This is a genomic window from Exiguobacterium sp. UBA5002 (genome assembly GCF_002396765.1).
GTDB lineage: Bacteria > Bacillota > Bacilli > Exiguobacteriales > Exiguobacteriaceae > Exiguobacterium_A.
Map to the genome: position 1 here is coordinate 1 of NZ_DGYQ01000038.1, position 23582 is coordinate 23582.

The 23582-nt window shown below is 46.9% G+C and carries 21 protein-coding genes, 15 tRNA genes and 1 rRNA gene; 28 read left to right on the plus strand and 9 right to left on the minus strand.

The window, feature by feature from the left end:
• Positions 1-25: 25 nt before the first annotated feature.
• The 20 genes from rrf (at position 26) to B4C70_RS11770 (ending at position 4490) form a co-directional block, all read left to right on the plus strand.
• Positions 26-141, plus strand: a 5S ribosomal RNA gene (rrf, locus tag B4C70_RS11675).
• A 6-nt stretch (positions 142-147) separates the two neighbouring features.
• Positions 148-222, plus strand: a tRNA-Asn gene (locus tag B4C70_RS11680).
• Between the two features lie 26 nt (positions 223-248).
• A tRNA-Ser gene (locus B4C70_RS11685) sits at positions 249-339 on the plus strand.
• Between the two features lie 21 nt (positions 340-360).
• A tRNA-Glu gene (locus tag B4C70_RS11690) sits at positions 361-435 on the plus strand.
• A 10-nt stretch (positions 436-445) separates the two neighbouring features.
• Positions 446-519: transfer RNA gene (locus B4C70_RS11695), tRNA-Met, on the plus strand.
• A gap of 8 nt (positions 520-527) precedes the next feature.
• Positions 528-603 (plus strand) — tRNA-Asp (locus tag B4C70_RS11700).
• Between the two features lie 7 nt (positions 604-610).
• Positions 611-686: transfer RNA gene (locus tag B4C70_RS11705), tRNA-Phe, on the plus strand.
• A 31-nt stretch (positions 687-717) separates the two neighbouring features.
• Positions 718-801: transfer RNA gene (locus tag B4C70_RS11710), tRNA-Tyr, on the plus strand.
• Positions 802-805: 4 nt separating this feature from the next.
• Positions 806-876: transfer RNA gene (locus B4C70_RS11715), tRNA-Trp, on the plus strand.
• Between the two features lie 9 nt (positions 877-885).
• Positions 886-958 (plus strand) — tRNA-His (locus B4C70_RS11720).
• A 10-nt stretch (positions 959-968) separates the two neighbouring features.
• Positions 969-1040, plus strand: a tRNA-Gln gene (locus tag B4C70_RS11725).
• Positions 1041-1048: 8 nt separating this feature from the next.
• A tRNA-Gly gene (locus B4C70_RS11730) sits at positions 1049-1123 on the plus strand.
• 6 nt (positions 1124-1129) lie between these two features.
• A tRNA-Cys gene (locus tag B4C70_RS11735) sits at positions 1130-1203 on the plus strand.
• Positions 1204-1239: 36 nt separating this feature from the next.
• Positions 1240-1320 (plus strand) — tRNA-Leu (locus B4C70_RS11740).
• Between the two features lie 4 nt (positions 1321-1324).
• Positions 1325-1395: transfer RNA gene (locus B4C70_RS11745), tRNA-Gly, on the plus strand.
• A gap of 38 nt (positions 1396-1433) precedes the next feature.
• A tRNA-Gly gene (locus B4C70_RS11750) sits at positions 1434-1504 on the plus strand.
• A gap of 89 nt (positions 1505-1593) precedes the next feature.
• On the plus strand, positions 1594-2754 hold the full coding sequence (gene queG / locus B4C70_RS11755) for a tRNA epoxyqueuosine(34) reductase QueG (protein WP_214860879.1): 1161 nt from the start codon (positions 1594-1596) through the stop codon (positions 2752-2754).
• Positions 2729-3208, plus strand: coding sequence for a methylated-DNA--[protein]-cysteine S-methyltransferase (locus tag B4C70_RS11760; RefSeq protein WP_290779604.1), 480 nt, complete (start codon positions 2729-2731; stop codon positions 3206-3208). Before queG ends, B4C70_RS11760 begins: the two co-directional genes overlap by 26 nt.
• A 3-nt stretch (positions 3209-3211) precedes the next feature.
• Entirely contained in the window at positions 3212-3685 is a 474-nt protein-coding gene (trmL, locus tag B4C70_RS11765) for a tRNA (uridine(34)/cytosine(34)/5-carboxymethylaminomethyluridine(34)-2'-O)-methyltransferase TrmL (RefSeq protein WP_023467320.1), read from the plus strand.
• Positions 3686-3923: 238 nt separating this feature from the next.
• Positions 3924-4490: a DUF5366 family protein gene (locus tag B4C70_RS11770; RefSeq protein ID WP_029340917.1), complete on the plus strand. Its 567-nt coding sequence runs from the start codon at positions 3924-3926 to the stop codon at positions 4488-4490.
• Position 4491: 1 nt separating this feature from the next.
• Here the strand turns inward: B4C70_RS11770 and B4C70_RS11775 are convergent, their stop codons facing one another.
• Complete coding sequence (locus B4C70_RS11775) at positions 4492-6267, minus strand: transglycosylase domain-containing protein (RefSeq protein ID WP_290779607.1); 1776 nt, start codon at positions 6265-6267, stop codon at positions 4492-4494.
• Between the two features lie 205 nt (positions 6268-6472).
• Between B4C70_RS11775 and B4C70_RS11780 the strand changes: the two genes are divergently transcribed.
• Genes B4C70_RS11780 through B4C70_RS11795 form a run of 4 tightly spaced genes read left to right on the plus strand, consistent with a single transcriptional unit; the run spans position 6473 to position 12665 of the window.
• Entirely contained in the window at positions 6473-7633 is a 1161-nt protein-coding gene (locus B4C70_RS11780; RefSeq protein WP_290779610.1) for a glucose-1-phosphate adenylyltransferase, read from the plus strand.
• A gap of 13 nt (positions 7634-7646) precedes the next feature.
• The gene (gene glgD, locus B4C70_RS11785) at positions 7647-8747 is read left to right on the plus strand and encodes a glucose-1-phosphate adenylyltransferase subunit GlgD (RefSeq protein WP_195865556.1); all 1101 of its coding nucleotides are present in this window, start codon (positions 7647-7649) and stop codon (positions 8745-8747) included.
• Between the two features lie 14 nt (positions 8748-8761).
• Complete coding sequence (gene glgA / locus B4C70_RS11790) at positions 8762-10213, plus strand: glycogen synthase GlgA (protein WP_223041402.1); 1452 nt, start codon at positions 8762-8764, stop codon at positions 10211-10213.
• A gap of 28 nt (positions 10214-10241) precedes the next feature.
• Complete coding sequence (locus B4C70_RS11795; RefSeq protein WP_290779615.1) at positions 10242-12665, plus strand: glycogen/starch/alpha-glucan phosphorylase; 2424 nt, start codon at positions 10242-10244, stop codon at positions 12663-12665.
• 41 nt (positions 12666-12706) lie between these two features.
• On the opposite strand, the gene B4C70_RS11800 is transcribed toward B4C70_RS11795, so the two are convergent.
• Positions 12707-13525 carry a sulfurtransferase gene (locus tag B4C70_RS11800; protein ID WP_290779618.1) on the minus strand — a complete coding sequence of 273 codons (819 nt, stop codon included), beginning with the start codon at positions 13523-13525 and terminating at the stop codon, positions 12707-12709.
• 92 nt (positions 13526-13617) lie between these two features.
• Between B4C70_RS11800 and B4C70_RS11805 the strand changes: the two genes are divergently transcribed.
• Both B4C70_RS11805 and B4C70_RS11810 read left to right on the plus strand, forming a co-directional pair.
• Positions 13618-15354 (plus strand): phospho-sugar mutase, encoded by a 1737-nt coding sequence (locus B4C70_RS11805; RefSeq protein ID WP_290779621.1) that lies wholly within the window; start codon positions 13618-13620, stop codon positions 15352-15354.
• 138 nt (positions 15355-15492) lie between these two features.
• Positions 15493-16389 (plus strand): aldo/keto reductase, encoded by an 897-nt coding sequence (locus tag B4C70_RS11810; protein ID WP_290779624.1) that lies wholly within the window; start codon positions 15493-15495, stop codon positions 16387-16389.
• 183 nt (positions 16390-16572) lie between these two features.
• Here B4C70_RS11810 and B4C70_RS11815 read toward each other — a convergent pair whose 3' ends face one another.
• The 5 genes from B4C70_RS11815 to B4C70_RS11835 all read right to left on the minus strand — a co-directional run bounded on the left by B4C70_RS11815 (position 16573) and on the right by B4C70_RS11835 (position 20539).
• Positions 16573-16761, minus strand: a complete 189-nt coding sequence (locus tag B4C70_RS11815) for a hypothetical protein (RefSeq protein WP_029340924.1) — start codon at positions 16759-16761, stop codon at positions 16573-16575.
• Between the two features lie 141 nt (positions 16762-16902).
• Positions 16903-17553: an amino acid ABC transporter permease gene (locus tag B4C70_RS11820; RefSeq protein WP_023467332.1), complete on the minus strand. Its 651-nt coding sequence runs from the start codon at positions 17551-17553 to the stop codon at positions 16903-16905.
• On the minus strand, positions 17550-18317 hold the full coding sequence (locus B4C70_RS11825; RefSeq protein WP_047396216.1) for a transporter substrate-binding domain-containing protein: 768 nt from the start codon (positions 18315-18317) through the stop codon (positions 17550-17552). The genes B4C70_RS11820 and B4C70_RS11825 overlap by 4 nt, the downstream gene beginning before the upstream one ends.
• 163 nt (positions 18318-18480) lie before the next feature.
• Entirely contained in the window at positions 18481-19587 is a 1107-nt protein-coding gene (locus B4C70_RS11830) for an ABC transporter ATP-binding protein (protein ID WP_035409428.1), read from the minus strand.
• 118 nt (positions 19588-19705) lie between these two features.
• On the minus strand, positions 19706-20539 hold the full coding sequence (locus B4C70_RS11835; protein ID WP_214860894.1) for a PucR family transcriptional regulator: 834 nt from the start codon (positions 20537-20539) through the stop codon (positions 19706-19708).
• A gap of 74 nt (positions 20540-20613) precedes the next feature.
• Here B4C70_RS11835 and B4C70_RS11840 point away from each other — a divergent pair, with 74 nt between their 5' ends.
• Positions 20614-21750 carry a DUF445 family protein gene (locus B4C70_RS11840; protein WP_290779629.1) on the plus strand — a complete coding sequence of 379 codons (1137 nt, stop codon included), beginning with the start codon at positions 20614-20616 and terminating at the stop codon, positions 21748-21750.
• Positions 21751-21770: 20 nt separating this feature from the next.
• A complete protein-coding gene (locus B4C70_RS11845) occupies positions 21771-22145 on the plus strand; it encodes a YlbF family regulator (RefSeq protein WP_023467337.1) in 375 nt (124 codons plus the stop codon).
• Between the two features lie 52 nt (positions 22146-22197).
• Here B4C70_RS11845 and B4C70_RS11850 read toward each other — a convergent pair whose 3' ends face one another.
• Entirely contained in the window at positions 22198-22410 is a 213-nt protein-coding gene (locus tag B4C70_RS11850; protein WP_056059948.1) for a YhzD family protein, read from the minus strand.
• Positions 22411-22468: 58 nt separating this feature from the next.
• Positions 22469-23548 carry a DNA polymerase IV gene (dinB, locus tag B4C70_RS11855; RefSeq protein WP_290779786.1) on the minus strand — a complete coding sequence of 360 codons (1080 nt, stop codon included), beginning with the start codon at positions 23546-23548 and terminating at the stop codon, positions 22469-22471.
• Positions 23549-23582 lie beyond the last annotated feature (34 nt).

The window sequence follows — 23582 nt, forward strand, 5'->3', positions numbered from 1 at the left end:
GAACATAATGTTAAGATAATAAATGTCTGGTGGCGATAGCCAAGTGGTCACACCCGTTCCCATGCCGAACACGGAAGTTAAGCACTTGAACGCCGAAAGTAGTTGGGGGCTTCCCCCTGTGAGGATAGGACGCTGCCAGGCGATCGTTCCGCAATAGCTCAGCGGTAGAGCAACCGGCTGTTAACCGGTAGGTCGTAGGTTCAAATCCTACTTGCGGAGCCATTTATTACTTCTTCACCACGTACAATGGAGAGCTGTCCGAGTGGCCGAAGGAGCACGATTGGAAATCGTGTAGGCGTCAAAAGCGTCTCAAGGGTTCGAATCCCTTGCTCTCCGCCATCATCACTTTCAATTCATAATGGCCCGTTGGTCAAGCGGTTAAGACACCGCCCTTTCACGGCGGTAACACGGGTTCGAATCCCGTACGGGTCACCATTTATAGCGTCGCGGGGTGGAGCAGTCTGGTAGCTCGTTGGGCTCATAACCCAAAGGTCGTCGGTTCAAATCCGGCCCCCGCAATTACATACGGTCCTGTGGTGTAGCGGTTAACATGCCTGCCTGTCACGCAGGAGATCGCGGGTTCGAATCCCGTCAGGACCGCCATTGTTAAGGCTTTGTAGCTCAGTTGGTAGAGCAAAGGACTGAAAATCCTTGTGTCGGCGGTTCGATTCCGTCCAAAGCCACCATCTTTATTAACAACATGATTTTCCCATTTGTGGGGGGGTAGCGAAGTGGCTAAACGCGGCGGACTGTAAATCCGCTCCCTCGGGTTCGGCGGTTCGAATCCGCCCCCCCCCACCACCATAGGGGCATAGTTTAGCGGTAGAACTACGGTCTCCAAAACCGTCAGCGCGGGTTCGATTCCTGCTGCCCCTGTTTACCATGGCGATTGTGGCGAAGTGGTTAACGCACCGGATTGTGATTCCGGCATTCGTGGGTTCAATTCCCATCAGTCGCCCTCTTATTATTGGGCTGTAGCCAAGTGGTAAGGCACTGGATTTTGATTCCAGCACGCGAAGGTTCGATCCCTTCCAGCCCAGCTTTTCAAGCGGAAGTAGTTCAGTGGTAGAATACGACCTTGCCAAGGTCGGGGTCGCGGGTTCGAATCCCGTCTTCCGCTCCAATGAGTGGCGCCATAGCCAAGTGGTAAGGCAGAGGACTGCAACTCCTTTATCGTCAGTTCGATTCTGACTGGCGCCTCCAACTATTTCTCAATTAAATAGTTTTGCAAGAGATTGTGCCGGTGTGGCGGAACTGGTAGACGCGCACGACTCAAAATCGTGTTCCTTTGGAGTGTCGGTTCGATTCCGACCACCGGTATCTTGCGGGTGTAGTTTAATGGTAAAACCTCAGCCTTCCAAGCTGATGACGAGGGTTCGATTCCCTTCACCCGCTTTATACTTTTTACACAATCTGATGTTTCACCTGATCATGCGGGTGTAGTTTAATGGTAAAACCTCAGCCTTCCAAGCTGATGACGAGGGTTCGATTCCCTTCACCCGCTTACCAAAAAAGAGCAATGTGTCGTTTTCGCTGACACCTTGCTCTTTTTGTTTAGGAACGGGATTTTAACGAGGAAAGGAGTAGATCGTGATGGATGGTATGCAATTGAAATTGGCTTTACAAGAGTACGCAGCAGAAATTGGGATCGATGAATTGAAGGTGACGACGGCTGATCCATTTCTTGTCTTAAAACGTCGCCTGCAAGCGCAACAAGAAAAAGGATTCGCTTCTGGTTTTGAAGAGCCCGATCTCGACCTTCGAACGACACCGTCTCTACTCGTTGAAGATGCCGCTTCGATCATTGCCATTGCGGTCGCGTATCCAAGTACTCTCAAAAATGCACCTCGTGGCAAGGAAGGGGAGCGACGGGGAATCTTTTGTCGATCGTCCTGGGGACTGGATTATCACCAGGCGTTGCGACAACGCTTGACGTTACTTGAAGAAAAAATTCAAGAATTGAGTCCAGGTGCAAGGACACGCTCGATGGTCGATACAGGAGAACTCGTCGATCGTGCAGTAGCAGAACGAGCAGGTATCGGATTCAGTGGGAAAAACTGCTCGATCATCAGTGAGGAGCACGGATCCTATCTCTATCTTGGTGAACTGATTACAGATATCGTCCTACCGCCGGATCAGCCAGTCGAAGAATTGTGTGGGACATGCAATAAGTGCATCGACGCTTGTCCGACGGATGCGCTTGTTGAACCTGGCGTCATCGACGCTAAACGGTGCATCTCGTTTTTGACGCAGACGAAAACGTTACTACCAGAACCATTCCGAATGGCGCTTGGGAACCGTCTATACGGTTGTGATACGTGTCAGCAAGTATGTCCGTATAACCGGAAGAAGAATGCGACACATCATGCTGAACTGCAGCCGGATCCAGAACAAGTCAAACCGCTCTTAGTTCCACTCTTATCCATGAGTAATCGTGAGTTCAAGAGCCGGTTCGGTACGTTATCTGGCGCATGGCGTGGAAAGAAGCCGATTCAGCGTAATGCGATTTGTGCGCTCGTCCATTATCGAGACAAGAGTGCGATTGATGCGCTACGATTGATGATAGAAACGGATGCCCGGGAAGACATGCGGGCACTGGCACTCTGGGCAGTTGGTCGAATTGGTGGAATTGAAGAAAAGTCATATATCGAATCACGTCTTTTAGCCGATATTGCAGTGGATGTGCAAACCGAAGGACAACGGTTACTTGAGGAGTGGGGGGAAGCAGATGCCATTTCAACAGCTCACTTATGAGTTTGGTACATTGCTCGTCGCATGGGAAAAAGAGCACATCGTGTATCTCGATTTTGGATTGAATGAAGAGCGTGCTCGAACCCATTTGCAAGAAGAAACCGGCGACGGTGAATTACCGAAAGCTTGGCGCATGGCGTTTGATCGTTACGCAGTCGGCGATCGACAAGCGCTTGATGAACTTCCTTGTCAGTTGCGTGTCACGCCTTTTGCAGAGCAAGTATTGCACGCTTTACGAACCGTTCCGTTTGGTCAGACGATCAGTTACGGTGAACTGGCTCGAATGATTGGGAAACCAAAGGCAGCACGAGCCGTTGGTGGTGCCTTGAACCGGAATCCAATCGCGTTAATTTATCCGTGTCACCGTGTCATCGGGGCGACTGGTAAACTGACGGGTTTTGCAAGTGGGATTGCCCATAAAGAAGCGCTTTTAGCGCATGAGATAGGAGAGAATTAAACCATGGCTATTCATGTCGTTATGTATCAACCGGAGATTCCTCAAAATACAGGAAATATTTCACGCACATGTGCAGCGACGCATTCCGTCCTTCACTTGATCCGACCGCTCGGCTTCTCGACGGACGATAAGCAACTTAAACGTGCGGGTCTCGATTACTGGGAATTCGTCGATGTCCGTTATCATGATTCGTTAGAAGAACTGTGGGAGAAGCATCCGGAAGGTATTTTCTACTATATTACGAAATATGGAGAACAGTACCCGAGCCAGATCGACTTATCGGACGTCGAACAGGATTATTTCTTCGTCTTTGGTCGGGAAACAAAAGGATTGCCGCTTGAAGTCATCGATGCGAACGCAGAGCGTTGTATCCGTCTACCCCAATCGAATCTCGTTCGTTCACTGAACGTCTCGAACACGGCAGCGATCATTGTCTATGAAGCATTACGTCAGCAAGGATACGCAGGTCTTCTATAAAGCAAAAGCTCCATCCTGAATCAGGATGGAGCTTTTATGAATTATTCGTTACCTTCAGGTTTTTTGTTGTAGCCTGCAGTGAAGATTGCTGTCAAAAACGCAAGACTTACGCCGACCATTAAGATAAATGCCATTTTTGTTTCCCCCTTCAGTCTCTTGAACCGATATAATCTATTATAGTATACCTGTAAGTGAAATTGTGTGCTACATATGAATTTTCTATGAATGGAGACTCTACATGCGTACGAACGTTTACCTATTAAGTTATGCTCCGCTGATCAGCATCTTGTTATTTAGTACGTCCCTTGCGATTGCAACGACGGAACTCGCATTACATTGGCTCGATCAAGTTGGTGTGTACGATGAATTGTTACAACTCTTGACGGCACGCGATACGAAGCTTGTCGTTTGGCTCGGCTTTTTGATTGTCTACTTCATGATCTTCAGTTCATTGAAATTATTATCGGATACGATCAATCAGCTCGGTTTCGCCTTTTTCATCAAGGAACAAGAGGGAACGACACTCGGCATGTTACGTCCGGGAAGTATTCTGCTACTTATCGGAGGTTGTGTCAGCTTCGCCTTCATGACGTCCTTCTTGCATGTCGGAATCGTCTTGCTTGTGTCTTTTTTCATCTACTTCATCTTTTACACGGTACAAATCAGTAAAATGACGAGTGCAGCAGGAGCCGTCGGTTTGATTATCTTTTCTTTCTTAGCCTGGGGTGTTCTGCTTGCTGGTCTATCCTGGGTCGGTCTGACTTTATTCAATTCGTTCGGGGAAGCGATTTTATTTCCGAGTTGACTTAAGGACTTAAAATCTTCGCCCACGTCTGGACCTGTAACGTTGCATTTGCCTCAACAGGGAAGGGACGCGGGCGATCTGCCCCTAGCCATATTCCTCCGATATGTTGATTTTTAATACCGACGAACCACATATCTTTGTTATCGTTCGTTGTTCCTGTTTTTCCTCCGATATAGCGCGCAGAGGAATCATATCCTTTGCGTCCCGTTCCATACGTCATGACATTCTTTAAACCAGCCCGTAATTCCCGGTTCGTCTGACTGGACCAAATCCGTTGTTCCTTTTCTTGTGGTCGTTCGACCGTTCCATTCTTAAGCGTAATACTTTTGATCATTGATGCCGGTCGATAGATCCCGTCATTAACGAATACGGAATAAGCGTTCGTCAGCTCATACGGACTGATCCCGTATTGCAACCCACCTAGAGCACTCGTAAAAGCATCATCCTCTCGCGTCCATTGGCTGAACTGGAACGGACGGATGGACTTCAGTCCTTCCCGGAAAGAGACAGCAAATGCGCGAATGGCTGGTGTGTTATAGGAATAGGCAATCGCATCGGCAATCGTTACTTGTCCGAGAATTCGATTTCCGCTATTTGACGGACAGTATCCATCGATACAGACGGGACTACCGTCTAACGTGCTCGACAAGCGGGCTTTCGTCTTCTCAAGGTAAGGACCGTAGACAAGTAACGGTTTGATGGCTGAACCAGGTTGTCGGTACGACTGCACTGCTCGGTTGAACTGACCTGTCAAATTCGATTTGTAGCCGACAAGAGCCGTGACTCCGTGTGTTTGTCCGTCGATGCCAACATAAGCCCCCTCAATCGGGTTGGGTAGATTGCGAAGAGCTTCCTTAGCCCGTCGTTGTTCTGCTGAGTCGAGATATGTCGAGATGACCGCCCCTTGTTGATGTAGATATTCTGCAGCACGCTTCTCACTCCAACCTTTTTTTTGAGCGGTCATCCGAACAGCAGCTTGAACGGTGGCATCGATATAGTCCGGATAAGGGACACTCGGTTTATAGGATCGAGGCGACACACGAGAAATAGTAAAATCTTTCGTCAGTACACGATCGCGTATTAACGCTTGAACGATTCGTTGCTGACGTTTTTTTGTGTTTTCAGGAAAGCGCAGCGGGTCATAAAGAGAAGGATTGTTCGGAATTGCTGTCAGAAAACTGATTTCAGACCAACTCAACTCGCGTGCCGGCTTATTGAAATAGGATTTCGCGGCAAGTTCGATGCCATAAATATTATTCGCAAAATAGGCTTGATTGACATACGCTGTCATCAGTTCTTTTTTCGAATATTTTTGCTCCAAAGACACAGCAATTAACAACTCTTTTATTTTTCTAGTATATGTTTTTTCGTTTGATAGATACGTCATTCTTGCTAGTTGTTGTGTGATCGTACTGCCACCTTGAGATTTAGAATCAGACTGATTTTTTGTAAACGCGCGTAAGATTCCTGTGATGTCATATCCGTCATGTTGATAGAAACGCTGATCTTCGATGGCAACAAACGCTTGCTCGACTTTTTTCGGCAATGTTCGAGGAGTTAGATCATCCCGTCGCAATCCGTCATAGAGCTCGACCCGTTTGTTTTCATAGGTTACGGTAATTGGTTGATAGGAGGTCAGTGGATGTCGCGTCGTCTGTTCATCGGCCCAGAAAAAAAGTGTACGTGCTGTTTTTAACTCATCTTTTATTGAAAATAAGGAAAATAGAAGCATCGTCGCAAGACCAAGTAAGACAAGATATCCTGTAGTAATTCGCATGAGAACTCCTTTCAAAAAGCCATTTCATTCCTATTATCGGTCTTTTATGGAGAAATCAGTAGATTTTTTTTCGAATTTTGTATTTCAATAAACCTATTTTGCAGGAATGTTATATTAAAAAGAGAAAAGATTGGGTATATAGAAGTATCTGTGGATTTTACAACGCGAATTGTCTGAAAAAAAGAGCATAAATGGAGGGGACGAAATGGCTAAAAAGAATGTCGTTGCGATGTTACTTGCAGGCGGAGAAGGGAAACGTCTGGGAGCTTTAACGAAACATACTGCAAAACCAGCTGTTGCATTTGGAGGAAAGTACCGGATCATTGATTTCCCGCTATCGAACTGTACGAACTCAGGAATCGATACAGTTGGTGTATTGACGCAATATGAACCACTTGAATTAAACCGCTATCTCGGAATCGGGAGTGCATGGGATTTAGATCGACGTAACGGTGGTTTGACGATTCTACCTCCTTACCAGGCGCAAAACGGAAAGAACTGGTACGAAGGAACAGCAAATGCCATTTATCGAAACATGAGTTACATCAACCAATTTGAACCTGACTATGTACTTGTCTTATCAGGCGATCATATTTATAAAATGGATTATGAACAGATGATTGAAGAGCATCGTCTTGGTGGAGCGGACGTGACGATCTCCGTTCGTGAAGTGCCATGGGAAGAAGCACCACGGTTCGGAATTCTCAACACGGATGATGATCTACGGATTAATGAATTCGAAGAAAAGCCACAGAATCCAAAATCGAATCTTGCATCGATGGGAATCTACGTCTTTAACTGGGATGTATTGAAGCGTCATTTAATTCAAGATGCTGGCGATGCGGAATCAAGCTTTGACTTCGGTAAGAACATCATTCCGAACATGCTCTTTGAAAACCTTAATATTCGTGCATATAAATTTAAAGGATACTGGAAGGATGTCGGAACGATTCAATCGCTCTGGGAAGCGAATATGGACTTGTTGACGGCAGAACCAGAGTTTGATTTATATGATCCTTCTTGGAAAGTCTATTCGGTCAACCCGAATCAGCAACCACAATATATCGGGAATGCTGCGACAGTCGAGACATCGATCATCAATGAAGGATGCCATATCGAAGGCGAAATCAATCATTCGGTTCTCTTCCATGGTGTCGACGTAGCAGAAGGATCACTCGTCAAAGACTCAGTCATTTTCCCGAATGTCAAAATCGGACGAGACGTCACGATTCATCGGGCGATCTTAGCAGACGGTGTGATCGTAGAAGATGGTGCAACGATCGGCTCTCCAGACGGAGAAGTTTTCGTCATCGAAGCAGACAGCATCGTCAAGAAGAACGAAGTCATCAAAGAAGCGATTCAATAAGGGGGATATTCGGATGAAGGTCGATTTATTAGGTGTCATCAATTTAAGCGGAGAAGAAGGCTTTTTCAAGGAATTGACGGAACATCGTAACTTAGCGGCAGTTCCATTTGCAGGACGTTATCGGTTGATCGATTTTACATTAACGAACATGGTACAAAACGATATCGCAAACATCGGGATTTTTACGCTCGAGAAATATCGTGGAATGATGGACCATCTTGGATCGGGTAAAGAGTGGGATCTTGACCGTTCAAACGGTGGACTCTACATCTTCCCGCCTGCATTGTCACAAGATGCGAACGAGTTCCGTGGAGACTTATCGAACTTCCACCTCCACCGTGACTTCTTCCTTCGCAGTAAGGAAAACTATGTCGTCGTTTCTGGTTCAAACATTTTATCTGCGGTAGATTATCGCGATGTGTTACGCGAACATAAAGAATCGAATGCGGACATCACGGTCGTCTATACGAAGCGTGAGCTGCCTTGTAAATACTGCCGTCCGATCCGTTTTGGCGAACAGAATCGCGTGACTGCAATCGGATCACGAGGGTTCCAACCGACGGATGAGACGTTCTATATGGAAACGGTCGTTCTATCGAAGAATCTCTTTGTTCGTTTAATCGATGAAGCAATCGCACGTGGTGAGTACGATTTACTTCAAAGCATCATTCGTTCGCAGCTCAATCGCTTGCACGTTCACGGGTATGAGTACCGTGGTACATCACAAGTCATTCATTCGCTTCGTTCGTATTACCGTGAAAGCATGCTGTTACTTGAACAGTGGGGAGCAATCAACGACTTCCAACACGTTTATACGAAAATCAAGCATGAACCGCCGACGCGTTACTTACCGGGTTCTGCCATTAAGAACTCACTCGTCGCAAACGGCTGTAAGTTAGAAGGCACGACGACGGACAGCATCTTGTTCCGTGGTGTCAAAGTCGGAAAACACGCTCGCATCAAGAACTCGATCATCATGCAAAAATCAGTCATTGAAGAAGGCGCGGTCGTCGAGTACGCGATTCTCGATAAAGAAGTCACTGTCAAACGCGGTCAAGTCATCCGCGGAACGGCAGAAGAACCAATCGTCATCAAAAAACAAACAATCGTTTAAAGGAGATGTCATTCATGAAGGTATGGTTTGCTGCCACGGAAGCGACACCCTTCATCAAGACAGGGGGGCTAGCTGACGTCGTCGGCTCGCTCCCCTTAGCGCTTGCTGAGGAAGGGGCAGACGTTTCAGTCGTCTTACCCAATTATGGTCAAATCAAGGAACAATACAAATCAGAGATGGAGTTCTTGTTCGACTTCATCGTGCCAGTCGGTTGGCGCCAGCAATTTGGCGCCGTCCTTCGTTTGAAACAAGATGGTGTGACGTTCTATTTCATCGATAATGAGTACTACTTCAAACGGGATGGCGTCATTTATGGACATTACGATGATGCGGAACGGTTTGCGTATTTCTCACGTGCTGTCCTTGAGATGATTCAACATTTGGATCGAAAGGAAGTACCGGACGTCATCCATTGTCACGATTGGCAAACAGGTGTGATTCCAGCGTTCTTACGCATCCATTATCAACACCTCGAGCGCTATCAAGACATTAAAACGGTCTTTACGATTCACAATCTACAATACCAAGGTGTCTTCCCAGAGGAAGTGCTTGGTGACTTACTTGGCTTGAGTCATGAACATTTCACAGCGGATGGGATCGCTCATAACGGACTCGTCAATTACATGAAGGCAGGACTCGTCCACTCCAATCAAATCACGACAGTCAGCCCATCGTACCGTGATGAGATCATGGATCCTTATTACGGTGAGACGCTTGAGCCAGTCTTACAACATCGTGCTGTTGACGTGCGTGGCATCTTGAACGGGATCGACTATCGTCAATTTGATCCTGCGCATGATACGCATCTCGTTGAGACGTATTCCGTTGATACCGTCACGGAAGGAAAAGCAAAAAACAAGGCGGCTTTACAAGAGGAACTAGGTCTCCCAATCAATCCGGACGTACCATTGTTCGGTTTCGTATCTCGTCTTGTCGACCAAAAGGGAATCGATTTACTCGCGCATATCTTACCAGACTTGTTCGAACTCGATGCGCAGTTCATCATTCTCGGATCGGGTGAAGCGGAATATGAAGGATTGTTCCATCATGCGACATCGATTCGTCCAGACAAAATCGCTTCTTATATCGGATTTGACGTTGGTCTCGCACAACGAATCTACGCGGGCAGTGATGCCTTCTTGATGCCATCGCGTTTTGAACCGTGTGGTCTCAGTCAGTTGATTTCGATGAAGTATGGCTGTTTACCGGTCGTTCGGGAAACAGGTGGGCTCCGTGATACGGTCAAACCGTTCAATCAGTTCACATTAGAAGGAAATGGATTCTCGTTCGCGAATTATAATGCACATGAGTTTTTAGAAGCGATTAAACGTACGATTGAGGTGTATCATGATCGACCAGTCTTTGATCATTTGATTGAGACAGCGATGAATGAGGACTTCAGTTGGTTGCGTTCAGCCGACGAATACTTGGCGTTATATCGTTTGATTGCACCGTCCGCCACTTGATCGTATCACTGGGAAAAGGGGTTACGTCATGTTCAAAGATAAAGAGAAGTTCAAGGAGAGGTTTACGGAACGATTCGTTTCGATGCATGGCAAGGCAATAACGGAAGCAACAGAAAACGATATTTATCAGACACTTGCCTATCTGGTACGCGAGACGGTCACGACCGATTGGTTACGGACGAAGGAAACATATATCCATAAAAAAAGTAAGCAAGTCTATTACTTCTCACTCGAGTTTTTACTCGGACGTTTCCTGCATAACAATCTATTGAGTCTTGATGTCTTAAAGGATGTCGAGCGGGGACTTGAAGAACTCGGATATCAGCTCAGTGATTTGACGGAAGAAGAGCCGGAACCTGGACTTGGGAACGGGGGTCTCGGACGTCTCGCGGCGTGTTTCCTTGATTCCCTTGCTGCGCTCGGTCTTCCTGGACACGGGAACGGAATCCGGTATCAGTATGGTCTCTTCAAGCAAAAAATCATCGATGGTTATCAAGTCGAATTACCGGATAACTGGCTGAAGAACGGGAACATGTGGGAAATCAGACGTTCCGATAAAGCGGTCGATGTTCCATTCGGTGGACATGTTTGGCTTGAAGAAGTCGGTGATGGGTATCGCGTCCATCATGAACCGGCTGAAATCGTTCGTGCTGTTCCGTACGACATGCCGATCATCGGTTATCAAAACAAGGTCGTCAATAACTTGCGACTCTGGAGTGCTGAGTCTCCACTTGATGATGATGAATTACTTAGCCAATACCGTGGGAACTATAAAGATTTACTGGCACATAAACAATCGATTCAGACGATTTCCGAGTTCTTGTATCCGGATGATACGACCTATGAAGGAAAAGAGTTGCGTCTGAAGCAACAATACTTCTTCGTTTCTGCTGGATTACGGAGTATCTTGACGTCCTTTAAAAAACGAAATCATTCACTGAAGCAACTCGGAAATCATATCGCCATCCATATTAATGATACGCATCCGGTCGTCGCGATTCCGGAGTTAATGCGGATCCTTATCGATGAAGAAGGATTTGGATGGGAAGAAGCATGGCGGATCACGAAGAGTGTCATGTCGTTTACGAACCACACGTTACTGTCAGAAGCACTCGAGCGCTGGCCGATCGATTTGTTCCGTCGCTTGTTACCGCGCATCTACCTCATCATCGAGGAAATCAACCGACGCTTCTGTAAGGATGTGCTTGCGAACTATCCACACATGGAAGCGCATATGCGAGATATCGCCATCATCGCGGATGACCGGATCAACATGGCGAATCTGGCTGTTGTCGGCACGCATTCGACGAATGGTGTCGCTCAGATTCATACTGAGATTCTGAAGCAGCGTGAGATGCGCCTATTTTATGAGATGTTTCCGCTTCGCTTTAATAATAAGACGAACGGAATTACACATCGTCGCTGGTTCCTCTCATCAAACCCAGCACTGGCAAATCGTGTGACGGAAGCAATCGGGGATAGTTGGATTCAGCATCCGTCTGATTTGCAAAAGTTGACGAAATGGGCAGAGGATTCAGCATTACAGAAGGACATCGCCGAGATCAAACTTCAGCGCAAAGAAGAATTAGCGTTGCTCATTGAAAAAGAAACCGGTATCGTCGTGGACCCAACCTCGATTTTTGATGTTCAAGTCAAGCGATTGCATGCGTACAAACGTCAACTCTTGAATGCATTACACATTCATTCGCTCTACTATCGTCTGAAGGAGGACCGTTCCTTCACGATGACACCGAGGACATTCATCTTTGGTGCAAAGGCGGCGCCAGGCTATCATTATGCAAAAGAAGTCATTCGTTATATCAATGCGTTAGCTCGCTTGATCAATCAGGATCCAGACGTCAGTCCATACTTGAAAGTCGTCTTCCTAGAAAACTATCGTGTATCGCTTGCTGAGAAGATTTTCCCGGCAAGTGACGTCAGTGAACAGATTTCGACTGCAAGTTATGAAGCCTCTGGAACCGGCAACATGAAATTCATGATGAATGGCGCCTTGACGATCGGAACGCTCGACGGAGCGAACATCGAAATTCGAGACGAGGTCGGGGATGCGAACATCTTCATCTTCGGCTTAACACCACAAGAAGTCATGAATTATAAACAATACGGCGGTTACAGTGCATACGATCAATACAGTGCCCAACCCGAGCTACGACGGATCATCGACAGTCTCGTCGATGGAACATTATTTGCTCCAGGTGAATTCCAAGCGATTTACGATTCATTATTGACGTATAATGATGAGTATCTGATCCTGAAAGACTTCATGTCGTATCAACAAGCGCAAGAACGAATCGATCGGATGTATCAGCAACCAGAAGAATGGTATAAACGCGTCATTCTTAATATTGCACGGTCAGGTGTGTTCTCAAGTGACCGAACGATTAAAGAGTATGCGAATGCGATCTGGAACATCAAACCGATTCAACTCTGAACAAAAAGACACTGACAGATGTTTCTGTCAGTGTCTGATGCTTACGAACGGGAGACATCTTCACCACGGCTGACCCAATCACTATAAGAGCCGGCGTAAAGCCGGACATCGGTTTTCCCAAGTGAATGGAGAGCAATGACATTTACACACGCTGTCACGCCACTTCCACAATAAAGGATAGGGGCTGTGACCGGTAGGATGTCGGCGTACAATTCTTTCAAATCTTCCGCGTCCCGTAAGCGACCATCTGGTGAGAGTGCTTGTTCGAAGAAACAATTCACGGCACCTGGAATGTGACCGGCGACGTGATCGAGTGGTTCGATTTCTCCACGGTATCGATTGGGTGCACGGGAATCGATGATCATCGTTTCTGTCAGCTGATGCTTTAGCTCTTCGAATGAGACAAGCATCTCATCTTGAAAACGAGGCGCGTACTGGGACGGTTCATAAGTAGGGACGTCGTCCGTGACCGGAAGATCGAACGCTAGGTAAGAGGAGAATCCGCCCTCAAGGACGACGACACGCTCATGTCCGATCCATTTAAATAACCACCAGGCACGAGCGGCATACGGAAAACCATCGTCATACAAGACGACGAAGTCTTCCGGTGTCACACCATGCTGTTCCAGTGTGTGTTGCCACGCTTCTTTTGAAGGAAGCGGATGCCGACCGCCGACTTCATCGATGGGACCGGAAAGGTCAGTCGTTAAATCCAGGTGCTGTGCACCTTCGACGTGTTGTTCCAAAAAAGCATTTCGTCCATATTCAGGTTGTTGCAAGTCATATCGGCAGTCAAACCAGCGAATCTGATCCGTTCGGACGAGCTGTTGAAGATCTGCCATTTGAATCGTAGGAAACATGCCTCATCACCTTACCCTTTCTAGTGTTAATCATATGAAAGGTATCGCATCATCGCAAGTCTTACCCTCATTTAAAAAGGAGTCGATTTACCATGTCATGGAAAGAAACCTATCAAAAATGGAATCAGTTCGCTGATTTAGACAGTACATTAAAAGAAGAGTTAGTCACGTTAGCAACGGATGAAAAAGCAGCTGAAGAAGCATTTTATAAAGAACTCGAGTTCGGAACAGGTGGTATGCGTGGGGAAATCGGTGTCGGGACGAACCGGATGAACGTATATACGGTCCGAAAAGCATCACAAGGGTTCGCGGCATTCATTAAGGCGTCGGGGGAAGAAGCGGCAGCAAAAGGAATCGTCATCGCACACGATTCACGCCATTTCTCACCAGAATTTGCCCTAGAGGCGGCACGGACGCTCGCAAGCAACGGCATCAAAGCGTATCTGTTCGACGGTCTACGTCCGACACCGGAACTTTCGTTTGCGGTTCGGTCTTTACAAGCGTCGGGCGGGATCGTCATTACGGCGAGTCACAACCCACCAGAGTACAATGGCTACAAAGTATATGGAGATGACGGTGGACAACTTCCGCCAAAAGAGGCAGATGAACTCGTTTCGTACGTCAGCCAAATCGAAGATGAGCTATCGATTGAACTGGAGCAAGAAGAAGTCCTTCGCGCGAACGGTTTGATCGTCCGTGTCGGAGAAGAGCTCGACGAGGCGTATCAAGAAAAATTACAAACGATTCGTGTCTTACCTTCGATTCAATCGGAATTAGCGGATCCACTTAAAATCGTCTTCACACCACTTCACGGAACAGGTCTTGTGCCGGTAACAGAAGGCTTGAAACGGTATGGATTCGAACACGTGACAGTCGTTAAGGAGCAAGCGGAACCAGACGGTGCGTTCCCGACCGTGACGTCGCCGAACCCGGAAGAACATGCTGCCTTTAAACTGGCGATCGAATATGGTGACCGGACAGATGCCGACATCTTGATTGCGACGGATCCCGATGCCGACCGTGTCGGAGTCGCAACACGTGATGCAGACGGAGAATGGACAGTCCTGACAGGGAATCAGACGGGAGCGTTATTGCTCGACTACATCCTTTCACAAAAAGCGGCGCAAGGAACACTGCCAGCGAACGGATTCGTCGCGAAGACGATCGTTACGTCGGAACTCGGCGCGTTGATCGCACGTCACTATGATCTCCACGTCGAGAATACATTGACAGGCTTTAAGTTCATCGGGGAAAAAATCAAACAATATAACGCATCGGGTCAATATGAGTATCTCTTCGGATACGAGGAGAGCTATGGTTACCTTATCGGTGACTTCTGCCGAGACAAGGATGCCGTCCAAGCGTGCTTGTTAGCTGCTGAGATGGCTGCGTACCATAAGAAAGAAGGACGGACGCTCTATGAGGCATTACAGGCGATTTACGAGCAGTTCGGGTACTTTGAAGAGTCACTTCGCTCTCTGACACTCAAAGGGAAGGATGGCGTGGCACAGATCGGTCGTATCATGGATACGTTCCGTGAGAATCCGCCAAAACAAGTGGCTGGAGAACAGGTCGTCTTATTCGAGGACTATGATGCGAGTATCGCCCACGATTTGAAGACACATCAACCTTCACCGATCAACTTGCCAAAATCCAACGTACTGAAGTTTACGCTTAGCGATGGATCATGGTTCTGCCTTCGTCCATCGGGTACGGAACCAAAAATCAAATTCTACTTCAGCGTCACGTCACCAGATGCTGCTGAGACGACACGGAAACGTCAGCAGATCGAAGATGAAGTCATGCAAGAAGTCGAACAAATTCAATAAGTTCCATGCAGGATCACGTCATCGACGGGGTCCTGTTTTTTGTCTGAGAGCATCAAAAAGTGAAATTCGTGCAACCGGTACCATTTTAAGATACAGTAAACGAGATAGAGTTTATATGATAGAGGAGTTAGAAGACAGATGGAACGGATTCAACTAACAGAAGATTTATCATTCTCACGCATCATTCACGGCTTATGGCGATTGAATGAATGGGAGATGACGAAGGAAGAGCGGCTCGAATTGATTGAAGCATGCCTTGCTTTAGGAATTACGACGTTTGATCACGCAGATATCTATGGCGATTACACGAATGAACGCTTATTCGGAGAAGCGCTTGCTTTAAAACCGGAGTTACGTGACCGAATGGAGATCATTACGAAGACGGGCATCAAGATGAAAGGGAATCATTTCTCGGATCAGTCGTTGTCATTCTACGATACGACGAAAGAGCATATCATCAAACAAGTCAACCGTTCTCTTCAAGAACTCGGTGTCGAGTACGTGGATACGTTGTTGATTCACCGTCCAGATCCGTTGATGGACCCGAACGAGATTGCTGAAGCGTTCGTAGAGTTGAAGGACGCAGGAAAGGTACGGACATTCGGTCTCTCGAACCATACACCTGCGCAACAAAGTCTCATTCAGTCGCGCTTACCATTCATGCTCGTGACGAACCAACTCGAGTTGTCGGTTTCGGAACTGAAACATTTCGAGGACGGATCCGTTGATCTCTGTCATGAAAATGAGATGCCGTTGATGGCATGGAGTCCGCTTGCGGGCGGTCGTCTCTTCAAGGACGAGCAATATGCACCGTTACGCGAAAAATTAGCGGAGATCGCAGAGACGATCGGGGCAGAAGAAATCGACGAAGTCGCATATGCATGGTTGCTCAAACATCCAGCACGTATCATGCCAATCGTTGGTTCTGGTAAGATTGAACGCATCGAATCTGCGGTTCGTTCGACGAAATTGTCGTTGACACGCGAACAGTGGTTTGAGATTTTGAAGGCATCACGTGGTCGTGACGTCGATTAATTGATTTTGAGATAGAAGCGGATCAATGCGTAAATTGTCCGTTAGCGAAATAAAGTGAGAGGATCGTTTCCGATATATCATCCGGAAGCGATCCTTTCTTTCGCTTACGTATAGAACATATGTCAAAAAGTAAACAAAAAAAGCCCCATCTCAAGGGGGAGGAGAGATGGGGGATCTATGAGGTTAAGCTTCTAAGCGAAGCATCTCCTGACGATATTTATCTAAACGATCTTTACTTGCTGAAACGGCAGCTTGGTCATTGGCTTGAATCGCATCGAAGAGCGTACTGAGCTCATAATCGATTTCGAGACGTAGCACTGGAATTCGCTGCTCTGCATCTTGTCTACGGAAAGCTTCAATTACTTGTTTCATCTCGGCCACGCTCCTTTATAATTTGTCAGATAATTCTGATTTTTATTAGTATACTTGATTATTCCCGGATTGCCTAGTGCTAAACCTAAAAAAATCTAAAAAAACACACTTGAAATCCTGACGGTTCCAAGTGTGGAAAATTCATTCTGGAATGCTGAATCGTGCCTCTAAGCGATGTTGAACACTTTGAATGAGCGTTGACATGATCCAGTAAATCGCAGCTGAGAATAGCAGCAACGGCATGACGAGATACGTCGTAGCTGAAATCTGGTCAGAGACGTATGTCAATTCTTCGACAGCAACAATCGTACCGAGTGATGTCGATTTGATGATATCGATGACAGAGTTTGAAAGCGGTGGAATCGCCCGAGATAGTGCTTGCGGCAAGATGACGTCCTTGAATGTCTTACGACGCGGAATACCGAGCGAATCAGCGGCTTCCCATTGTCCACGATCGACAGAGGAGATGGCAGCTCGGAACGATTCTGAGATATACGCAGAAAAGTGAAGCGATAAGCCGAAAGCGAGAGCTTGGAATCCAGTCAATTGAAGGACAACGAGACCATTGTATAAAATCAGGATTTGTAACAGCAATGGTGTTCCTCGGAAGAAGGAGACGTATAAACGTGCAAAACCGCTAAAGACGGCAAGACGGCTATCACGCATGACGGCAAGAATCAACCCGAGAATAAGCGCAAAGACGATGGCGAGACCACTTGCTAGAAGGGTCGTACCAATCGCCTTTGCGTAGACGTCCGAGTTATCCCGGACGATCGTCAGTAATTCACTCACTTACTGATATCCTCGTTGAAATACTTCTCACCGATTTTTGCAAGAGTGCCGTCTTCTTGCATCTCAGCGAGTGCTTTATTAAAGTCTTCTGTATACTTGCTGTTTTTCGCCATCATGAAGCCTGATTCGTTCTTATCGAACGTCTCACCGACCGCTTTGACTTTATAGCCTGCTTTTTTCAGCTCCGTTAAAACGAAGAGACGATCGTTCATAGCAGCATCAACACGACCTGCTTCAAGATCTTTTAAGACTTGGTTCGCACCTTTGTAGTACTTCACTTTCGCGCCAGCTTCTTCAGCCGTTTTGGCATAAAGTGAACCTTGTGTCGAACCGACTGTCTTTCCTTTTAAGTCGTCGAGTGTTTTGATGTCGTTCGTTTTATTGTTGACGATGATCGTTGAACCAGAGACCGTATACGCATCAGAGAAAGCGTATTTTTCTTGGCGCTCAGGCGTGATTCCCATTTGGTTCGCGATCACATCGATCCGTTTTGAATCGAGTGCTGGGATGAGTCCTTTGAAGTCCATCGCTTTGTAATCGACTTTATAGCCGGCACGTTTTGCGACTTCGTTCATGACGTCTACGTCATAACCTGTCAATTTTCCTTTTTCTTTATACGTGAAAGGTGGGTACGTTGCTTCTGTACCGACTGTAATAACTTTTGACTCTTTATCAGAACCTGCGTTGTCGTTCGAAGCGCCGCATGCTGCAAGCACCCCCGCTGTCGATAATGCTGCTACAGCTAATTTCAAACCGTGTTTCATAGCGCTCTCTCCTTTATAAATGAATGATTTCAATTCCTAGTTTTCGAATAGGATTAATTTTAAGCTACAAGCAGTATCATACAAAGTTACAGGAACGTCTGTCAATAAAAAAGACTGCCCTTAAAAGGACAGTCTGAAACATCGGAACTGATTAATGATGCGATTAACGGATCGTTGCTTCTGTTGAAGCATCGAAGAAGTGTGCTTTTGTCATATCAAAGAAAAGATCAAGCTGCGATCCCATCTCGACGTGTGAACGAGAATCAACACGTGCCGTGAACGCTTGTTGCCCGACTTTTGAGTAGAGGTAAGACTCTGCACCCATCAATTCGGAGACTTCGATATGTGCTGGGAAGCGGTGTGCTGTTTTCGTATCTTGGTAGATCAATTCCGCATGGATGTCTTCTGGGCGAATTCCGAGGACGAGATCCTTGTTCGTGTAACCACGGTCACGGAGAACTTTCATTTTCCCTTCTGGTACTTCGAACTTCTCTTCTGTTCCTGAAACGTGGAAGAGACCGTCTTCTGCTAATTTACCTGTCAAGAAGTTCATCGATGGTGAACCGATGAATCCGGCGACGAACATGTTATCCGGGTGATCATAGACTTCTTTCGGCGTACCGACTTGTTGAATGATACCCGCTTTCATGATGACGATTCGTGTCGCAAGCGTCATCGCTTCCGTCTGATCGTGCGTAACGTAAATCGTCGTCGTCTCAAGACGTTTGTGTAACTGAATGATTTCCTTACGCATTTGTACCCGCAATTTAGCATCTAAGTTCGAGAGCGGCTCATCCATCAAGAAGACTTTAGCATCACGAACGATGGCGCGACCAATCGCTACCCGTTGACGCTGACCACCAGAAAGTGCTTTTGGCTTCCGCTCGAGATATTCTTCAAGACCAAGGATACGAGCTGCGTTATCGACGCGTTGTTTGATTTCATCTTTCGGGAACTTCCGAAGCTTTAATCCGAACGCCATGTTATCGAAGACGTTCATGTGTGGATACAGCGCGTAGTTTTGGAAGACCATCGCGATATCGCGATCTTTTGGCGCTACATCGTTCATGCGTTTACCGTCGATGATGAAATCCCCACCTGAGATTTCTTCGAGCCCAGCGATCATCCGGAGCGTCGTTGATTTACCGCAACCTGATGGTCCGACGAAGACGATGAATTCTTTATCTTTAATGTGAAGGTTGAAGTCATCAACCGCTTTTGCATCACCTGAGTAGATTTTATCGATATGTTCAAGACGAATTTCAGCCATGTGTAGTTCCCCCTAATGTAAATGATGAAATAATAACGCTTACAAGATTTAGTATAAAAGAAGTCAGGGAGTCTGCCTATGGACAACCTGACTAAATGCAAACGTTTTCAATTAGGCATCATGCTACAAGAAGTAAGGTATAGAGGAAAGTAGCACCTTCAAATGAGCGAACATCGATTCCAGTCTGCTCCGTCAACCGGTCGAGTCGATACTGGAGGCTATTTCGATGTAAGAATAGATGTTTTGCTGTCAGAGAGACGTTCAAATTAGCTCGACAAAAAGCAAGGATCGTCTCACGAGACTCTGGCTCGAGGGAACGGATGAACTGATCGACGAGTGTCGCGCGATGCCGATCATCTAGACTTGCAAGACGGATCATGGCAGGCAAGAAACGTTCGATTTGCATCGAAGGAACGAAAGCAAGCGCTGCTTGTTCAAGTTGGAACTGAACGGCGATATCACCTGCAGCACGTTGTTGACCAAGCAATACCTTACCGTCTAGTACAAAATCAGATTGTAATGCTAAAAATAAATCGGATAGTTCGGACTCGATGACAAACTCTTCGCGTTCAACGACCGTGAAGCGGTGTGTGCTAAAAGGAATAAGGATGCTCGTCTGCGAAAAGAAAGAGGAGAGCAATTGTTGAATTTCTTCACTTGTCCGTTCATCGGTTGGATTGAACAAAAAGTGGACAAGTCGGAACGACTGATCTTCGAGGGCATGAGCAGATTGGATACGCTCTCGCCATAAATCGATATCAGATCGCGACGTCGTAATGATGCGTTCAGCGAATACATCAAGCAGTTGTTGTTCGCGGTCAGAGATGGCGGTCGCCTTGATTCCAAAACAGAGTCCATCTTCAAGGCGATATACGCTATACTGTTCCTGGCAATATACATTCGGATCGGTCGTAAGCTGGTCATTGAATACAGTCATCAGTTGTCGTAACACACGGCATCACTCCTAAATCGTACATAACTATCTCGACTTTACCATAAGTCGAAAATCGGAAGGAATGATAACTTATGTCAGATACGTTTTTACTCGTATTGAAACTTGTCGGAATCATTGTCATTGGTGCCCTGATTGGCACAGTCACGAATCATCTAGCGATTCGGATGTTATTTCGACCACTTGAACCGAAATACATCGGAAAATTTCGCGTACCCTTTACGCCGGGTCTGATTCCTAAACGGCGGGATGAACTGGCAGCGAATCTCGGACGGACGGTCGTCAAGCATCTTTTGACGCCAGAAGGGATCGGGAAACGTCTCGCATCACCAGCTGTTCGTGGAGCCGTCACGCGACTTGTCGAACAAGAAGTCGTGAAATGGACACGCTCGGAAGAGACGACGGAAGCGTGGATTAGTCGCTTCATCGACGAACCCAAACAACGGATCCAAGGGAAAATCAGTTATCACTTGGAGCAGGAGTTTTCGCTCCTCATGGGTAAATGGCGTAAAAAATCCGTACGCGAGTTAATCGGGGAAGCCGGAGAACAAAAAATCGAGGAGGTCATGCCAAGACTCGTCACATCCGTATTGCACCAAGCAGAGGAATATTTTGATGGACCAGAAGGACGTCTACAACTCGAGGAAACGGTTGCTCGTTTCATCCAACAGCGTCTCGGAGGTGGGATGTTCGGGATGTTGCTCGCGAACGTCAACGTCGTTGATATGATTCAGCCGGAGCTGAAACGGGTACTTCAATCAGAGTCGACGTCTCAGTTCATCCTTGCCTTATTACGTCAGGAATGGCAAAAGGGACTGGATCGTCCACTGTCGTCTTATATGACAGAAGAGACGGAGTCACGGATTCGACAGACCGTCAAAGAACAAGTCTTGGCGCGTTTACCGATTGAATCGATGCTTGCTACACCATTACGCATCTGGTTGAATCCACTCGAAGCACAATTACTCGAGCAACATGTCCCTGTCGTCATCGATCATCTATTCGAACGGACGACGAATCAAATCGGGCAAATCTTGCAGACACTCGATCTCGAAACGATTGTTCGAGAAGAGGTAGGTTTGCTGGATACTGCATATCTCGAGGAAATCGTCTTATCGATTTCCAAACGGGAATTCCGGGCTATCACTTGGCTTGGAGGGTTGTTAGGTGGTTTAATTGGATTGATACAGGCGGGGCTTTATCTCGTCTAAACAAATTGGAGGTTTTACTCATGGCAGAAACAAACTTATACGATCACGCGTACACACTGGAGCGTGCATTACGTGAAACTTCGGAGTACACGACATTAAAAGACTTGTACACGCAAGTTAACGCGGATCCGGAATCAAACGAATTGTTCGCATCGTTCCGTAACATCCAACTCGAATTACAACAAAAACAGATGCAAGGTGAAGAAATCACACCAGACGATATGGCGTCTGCTCAAACAAAGATGCTCGAAGTACAAAACAACCCATTAATCAGTCAGCTGATGCAAGAAGAGCAACGGATGCACACGATGTTGACAGAAGTCACACAAATCATCATGAAGCCGTTAGAAGAACTCTACGCGCCAATGATGGAGCAACAAGACGACGTTCAATAAGTCATCAAAAAGGAAGACGCGCCATTATGGCCGTCTTCCTTTTTTGTATGGCTCAAGAGGAAGCAGGAACGATTCGTGGCAAGTAAGCGCGCTCGAAATGAATCAAACGACCTGAACGTGTGACGCGAGCGGCATGATGAGCGTACCCACTCTCATTGAGACGCCGAATCCCTTCTTCTCGAGCTTGTCCATCAGTTTCTGCTTCAAAAACGTCATCGAGTAACGTTTCACCACGATCTGAAAAGACTGTAATCGTATACTGCATACTTGTTCCTCCCTTGTCTGATCGGTCTTGTATTTAGTATAGTGAATAACCATTCATTTTACAAGCGCAAGTCTAAGTCTTGCCACGTCAACTGTCGCGCAGCGGGAGGAGTAGTCAGGTGACTGACCGTCATACCAATCAAGCGGATCGGTCCGTCGAAGGTGATGCCATTGAAGAGTTTCGTTGTTTCCTCAAGTAATCGTTCTTCGTCCGCCGTCTCTTCTGAAAATGTATGCCGTTTCGAACGTGACTGGAATGTATCGGTCTTCCACTTGATCGTGATCGTTCGGCAGACGAGTTCTTTTTTTTGAAGACTCGCAATGACGGATTTTGATTCTCGAATCAACGTCTCGAATATCGTATCGATATCCTCCGTATCTTCTTCGAAGGTCGTCTCAGAACCGATTGATTTTCGCTCGCGTTCCGGACGAACGGGACGTTCATCGATGCCATGCGCCATTGCATGCAGTTCCGTTCCGCGATCGCGTCCGAGCAATGCTCGTAATTGTTCGACCGGCATTGCTTGGACATCTGCGACGGTTTCAATTCCTTGTTTTCGTAACGCTTGTTCCGTGACTTTTCCGACGCCATGTAAATCTCCAATTTTTAATGGAGACAAGAAACTGATGACGTCCTCTGGAGGAACGACCGTCAACCCGTTCGGCTTCTCGTATCCGGAAGCGACCTTCGCGACGAGCTTAGAGTTCGAAACACCAGCAGAGGCTGTCAGACCTGTCCGTTCTTTAATTTGCTGAAGAACATATTGCGCGATATAGGTCGCACTTTTTTGATCAAAATAATTTTCCGTGACGTCGAGGTACGCTTCATCAAGCGAGAGAGGCTCGACGAGCGGTGTCACTTCTCGGAAAAGCGCCATAATTTGCGCACTGACAGCCCGGTAGACGTCAAAGCGGGGACGAATGAAGACCGCACGAGGGCAGAGCTGAAAAGCGCGTCGTGACGGCATCGCGCTATGAATCCCGTATTTCCGTGCTTCATAGGAACAGGTCGCTACGACACCGCGTGCATGAGGTGGTCCACCGACGACGACAGGAACACCTTTTAATCGAGGACGATCGCGTTGCTCGACGGAAGCGTAAAAGGCGTCCATATCAATATGAATGATTTTTCGTTCCATCGGACAAGCGTCTCCTTTCAGTAGATATGATACA